This window comes from Longimicrobiaceae bacterium (assembly GCA_036375715.1).
GTDB lineage: Bacteria > Gemmatimonadota > Gemmatimonadetes > Longimicrobiales > Longimicrobiaceae > DASVBS01.
In genome coordinates this window covers 1-3,321 of the sequence record DASVBS010000001.1, presented here as the reverse complement: position 1 = coordinate 3,321, position 3,321 = coordinate 1, and the positions used below count along the sequence as shown (strand labels likewise).

At 69.6% G+C, this 3,321-nt stretch carries 2 protein-coding genes; both read left to right on the top strand.

The window, feature by feature from the left end; genetic code table 11:
• On the top strand, positions 1–555 hold a 555-nt coding region (locus VF167_00010), incomplete at its 5' end, for a polysaccharide biosynthesis/export family protein (protein HEX6923782.1).
• A gap of 18 nt (positions 556–573) precedes the next feature.
• Positions 574–3,042 carry a polysaccharide biosynthesis tyrosine autokinase gene (locus tag VF167_00005; GenBank protein HEX6923781.1) on the top strand — a complete coding sequence of 823 codons (2,469 nt, stop codon included), beginning with the start codon at positions 574–576 and terminating at the stop codon, positions 3,040–3,042.
• Positions 3,043–3,321: the final 279 nt, after the last annotated feature.

The following is a 3,321-nucleotide window of genomic DNA, read 5'->3' as shown; positions in this document are numbered from 1 at the left end:
GCGCAGTCGGGAAACAGCGAAGCGCGCGTTCTCCAGGCCGGCGATGCGATTCGGCTCACGGTCTGGCGTCAGGAGGATCTGAGCGGGGAATTTCCGATCGCGGAAGACGGCTCGATCGGCCACCCCTTGCTGAGAGATCTGCGCGTCGCTGGGCTCCCGCTACCCGAGGTCGAGGCGAGGATCCGCGAGCGACTCGCCAGCCTGGCCACCAATCCCCAGTTCTTCGTGCAGCCGCTGCTCCGGGTCTCGGTCGGGGGAGAGGTGCGGCAGCCGAGCCTCTATCGCCTTCCGCCCTCCACCACCATCGCGGAGGCGGTGGCGATCGCGGGAGGGGCCTCCGAGCGGGGCGTGCTGGAGCGCGTGCGGCTCTTCCGCGACGGGCAGATGATCCTGATCGACATGACCAGCCCGGAGGCGGGGCTCGCGCAGACGCCGATCCGCTCCGGTGACCAGATCTACGTCGACCGTCGCATCTCGATCTTTCGCGACTACATCGCACCCGCGGGGAGCATCACCGCGGCGATCGTGTCGCTGATCGCCGTCCTCACGCGCTAGGACTCAATCTTTTTCAGGATGTCCGATCTGACTCCGTACGCGCCGCAGCCACTCGGCCCCCGCAATCCACCCCCGGCCGCTACCGGCTACTCGCCGCAGGAGCCGGAGGAGGAGATGATCGATCTCCGGGAGCTTCTAGCTGTGCTGCGGCGCCACCTGGTGCTGGTGCTGGGAATCGCGGCGGCCTGCCTGGCGGTGACCGCCTTCATCGTCTTGCGGCAGGCGCCGCAGTACCGTGCGACGGCGGTGCTTCGGCTCAAGGACGAGATGCGGGCAATGACCGGCGGGATCTCCACCGCCGACGCCATGGAAGCGATGGTGATCGGCAAGACGGTGGATCCGATCCTCTCGCAGATCCAGGTGCTGCGCAGCCGTGGGGTCGCGGAGGAGGTGGTCGAGCGCACGGGGGTTCGCCTCGTCTCCAGCACGCCGGATTTTTCAGTGGGCAGCCTGGAGGAGATCCGGATCGCGGAGCCGACCACCACGGACACACTGCGCCTGATCTTCGAGGAGGCGCGGGTGCGGGTGCGAGGCCAGCGGGGGGAGGTCGTCGCCACGTACGGCGATCCGGTCCTCCTCTCAGGGGTTCAGTTCACCGTGCCCCAGCGGCCCGAGACGGACGAGGCGGAGCTCGAGGTCCTCACCCGTGCGGAAGGGATCGAGCGCTTCCTCGAGAACCTCAACGCCATCATCCGCGAGGGGACTGACGTCATCGACGTCTCCTATACCGCGACCGACCCGCGCTGGGCGCAGCGGATCGCCAACACGGCGGTGGAGGTCTTCCAGGCCCAGAGCGCCCGCACCTCGCAGCAGCAGGCGCGGCGGCGGCGCGAGTTCCTCGAGGAGCAGCTCGCCCAGACCGACTCCGCGCTCACCCTGGCCCAGGTCGCGCTCACCAACTTCCAGCAGCGCGAAGGGGTCGCGAGCTCGCAGGAGAAGCTCGCCGCGCAGCAGGTCGGGCTGATGAACCTGGACATGCGCCGGGAGGAGCTGACCGCGGACCGACAGGTGCTCGGATCGCTGCTCGCCGCCCTCTCGGACGGAGAGAGTTCCGGCGGACGTCTCGGCTCGCTCGTCGCCAGCCCGGAGATCGCGGAGAATCCGGTCATCGCGGGGCTGTTCAACCAGCTCGTCCGGTTGGAGGCCGAGCGTGATTCGCTCACCAGCGGCGCCTGGTCGAAGGCCGAGACCAACCCCGACGTGCAGCGCGTGCGGCTGATGATCGGCTCGATCCGGGACCGGCTGATCGACGCGGTTTCAAGCCACGTGCAGACGCTGGACGCGCGCATCGCCGCGCTGGACGACCTCAAGGCGCGCAACCTCGCCGAGCTGCAGTCGCTCCCGGTCAGTGGCGCGGAAGAGGTGCGGCTGCTGCAGCGGGTGGAGGCGATCGGCAAGGTCGCCGACCAGCTGCGGGAGGAGTACCAGCGGGCCCGCATCGCGGAGGCGGTGGAGGCCGGGCAGGTGGAGATCATCGACCTGGCGGTCGCCCCCACCGAGCCCATCGGTAGCGGGCGACCTCTCAAGCTCGCCCTCGGGCTGATCCTCGGGCTCATGCTGGGCAGCGGCGCCGCCTTCCTGAAGGAGCACCTCAACACCGCCATCCAGCGCCGCGAGGAGTTGGAGTCGGTGCTGCGCGTGCCGGGGCTGGCGGTGATCCCGCAGTTCGCGGGCTCGACCAGCTCCGGACCACGGCTCTGGTTGCCCGCGGGGCTGCTCGGCGGGAACGGCGGCTCCGACGGGCACGGCTCCCGGAACGGGAAGGGACCCGATGGTGAAGTGGGCGAATACCGCAATGGCGCTGCTGGATTGCGCGAGCTGGTCACCGTGACGGACTTCCGCAACCCCGGCTCCGAGGCGTACCGGACCCTGCGCACCAACCTGATCTTCTCGCAGGCGATCCAGAGCATCCGCAAGCTGGTCGTCACCAGCTCGGCCCCGGCGGAGGGCAAGACGACCACCGCGGCGAACCTGGCGGTCACCTTCGCCCAGCAGGGGATGAGGGTGCTGCTGATCGATTGCGACCTGCGCAAGGCGAGGCTGCACAACGTCTTCGGGATCCCGCGCGAGCCCGGCCTCACCCACCTCGTGCTGGGCTTCGCCCAGATGGAGGAGGTGATCCGGCCCACGCAGGTGGAGAACCTGCACGTCCTGCCGGCGGGGGCGCTCCCCCCCAACCCCTCCGAGCTGCTGGGTGGACCGCGGATGCGCGAGGTGGTGGAGCAGTTGGGTGAGGGGTTCGACCTGATCCTGATGGACACCCCGCCGCTCCTCGCCGCCGCCGATGCCTCCGTGCTGGGCCGCCTGGCCGACGGGGTGATCCTGGTGATCCGCGCCGGCCACACCGATCGCGGCGCCGCCCAGCAGGCGCTGCAGCAGCTCCGCACCGTCGGCGCACGCGTGCTCGGAGCCGTGCTCAACGACCCGGACGCCAAGGTGCCCTCGTACGGCGGTTACTACTACTACTCGTACGGCGGGAAGGGGTGAAGCTGGCGGGGAGAGGTTGGTGCGTGCGGGGCGGCCTTGCTGGCCGCCCCGTTTTTGCCTCCATGCCAGCCCGCAGAGGCGCTCGACCCTCCGGCCCTCGCTGCACACCGCAACGCACCGCAATGCTTCCGCGTCCGCCAGGGATTTCGCGGGCGCTTCATTGTGCGATATTAGGCGAAGCGCTTTCAGTTTACGGGTCTGCCGGAGCGGTCGACGCGCTGGGCGCAGCGGCGGCAGAGGAGGTAGGGGTAGCAAAGCCGTCGATCCCAGGAGCGACGG